The 1,866-nt window shown below is 66.5% G+C and carries 2 protein-coding genes; both read left to right on the plus strand.

The annotated features are described in order from the left end of the window. Positions 1 to 335 precede the first annotated feature (335 nt). Entirely contained in the window at positions 336 to 1,172 is an 837-nt protein-coding gene (locus ACIRRA_RS45900) for an SDR family NAD(P)-dependent oxidoreductase (RefSeq protein ID WP_402782429.1), read from the plus strand. A gap of 186 nt (positions 1,173 to 1,358) precedes the next feature. Then, the coding region (locus ACIRRA_RS45905) for a DUF1254 domain-containing protein (protein ID WP_402782432.1) at positions 1,359 to 1,866 on the plus strand (508 nt) is incomplete at its 3' end.

Genomic DNA, 1,866 nt, shown 5'->3' on the forward strand with positions numbered 1-1,866 from the left:
TCCACTCGATCCTCGACACCACGATGATCCGACACCTCGTCCGCGAGGTGGCGCAAGCCCGAAACCTCGGCCCGGTGAACTACATCGGCGGTGGTAGCGCCGGATTCATCGCACCACAAGCCTGACACAGCCGAGTAATCCGGATCGGCGGGCTTCTCACCGAGCAGCCCGCCGAACGGCCACCCTGACCGGCGCCCATCAAACCGCGAGCCCGATCAACTACATCAGCGGCGGCGTGGCGTCGGTGACCGACTCCCAGCCCTGACCTTTTGTCCGCGTCCGGGGGCGGCCAGGACCCCGCCCCGGACCCCGTTTCGCATCCCGAGGAGCGACCGATGTCCGCATCACCCATCAAGACTCGCGACCTGACCGGGCGGGTCGTCGTCATCACCGGCGCCGGCAGCGGCATCGGACGCGAACTCGCCCTGCAGTGCGCCGACCGGGGTGCCAGCCTGGCAATCTGCGACCGCAACCGCGCCAGCCTGCACGACACCGCCACCACCGCCCGAGCAGCAGGATCGCAGGTGTTCGACGCCACCGTCGACGTCTGCGACGCCGAACAGATGACCCGCTTCGCCAACGACGTCACCGAGCAACTCGCCGCACCCGACCTGGTGATCAACAACGCCGGCATCGCCGTCATCGGCGGCATCCTCGACACCACCCTCGACGACTGGAACCGCCTGGTCGGCGTGAACCTGATGGGTGTCGTCCACGGCGTCGCGGCCTTCGCCCCCGCCATGGTCGAACGCGGCAGCGGACACCTCGTCAACGTGTCTTCCGCCGCCGGCATGCTCGCCAACCCCCAGCTCGGCGCCTACAGCACCACCAAATTCGCCATCTTCGGCATGACCGAAGCCCTACGCATGGAACTCGCACCCCACGGCATCGCCGTCACCACCATCTGCCCCGGCGTCATCAACACCGCCATCACCTGCGACAGCACCTACCGCGGCGGCAACGAACAAGCACGCCGCGCCAAAATAAACGCGGCATACGCCAAACGCGGCTACACCCCCGAACGTGCAGCCCGCAACATCCTCGCCGCCATCGACCGCGGCAAAGCCGTCGCACCGATCGCCCCCGAAGCCCACCTGATATACATCCTGTCGCGGATCGCGCCACCGCTCGCGCGATGGGCCTCGGTCGCCCTGGCCAACATCGCCAAATAGAAGCGGTGGCCACCACCCGATTCGAGCCCGACGCACCTGTGCCTCGAGTGAGTCGTTCCGGTGGCCGACCCCGGCACGTGACCAGGCCCTCATCCGGCACGCTTCTCTTCTCGGTGCTTCACCGAGTCCACCCCCTCCCAGCGGGTGCTGATGCAGTCCGAATCCACCACACACAAGGAAACGCTAATGACCGATTCCTCACCGATCCGCGCGGTCGGGTACCGGGAAGACCCGGCGTCTCATCCGAAGCGGACCAGCACCACCACGTCCATCGGCGGCAGGCGTTACCGAAACAGCATCGCAGGATTCTGCGCTATTGCCCTAATGGTCGGCGCGGCAGCGTGCACGTCGTCACCGGCGAATACGACGAACTCCGGTTCGGGCACCGCCGCCACGGCACCGGCGCCGGTCTCCGCGGACGACGCCCGGGAAATCGCGGCCGACGCCTACACCTACGCCTATCCGCTCGTTCTCACCGAGCTCACGCGGCGCGCGTCCATGCCGAAGGCGCCGATGAATCAGTTCGAGAATCTGCGAGCCTTCCCCGATGCGAATTTCACCACGGTGGTCCGGCCCAATGCCGACACGCTGTACTCGTTCCTCTGGTTCGATGTATCGAAAGAGCCGCTCGCCATTCGTGTTCCAGCCTCGGGTGAGCGCTATCACCTGTTCGAGATGCTGGACATGTGGTCCG

Source organism: Nocardia sp. NPDC101769, assembly GCF_044766925.1.
Taxonomy (GTDB): domain Bacteria; phylum Actinomycetota; class Actinomycetes; order Mycobacteriales; family Mycobacteriaceae; genus Nocardia.

Coding starts and splice junctions, on each gene's coding strand:
- ACIRRA_RS45900 (WP_402782429.1), top strand. CDS start 336: ATGTCCGCATCACCCATCAAGACTCGCGACCTGACCGGGCGGGTCGTC.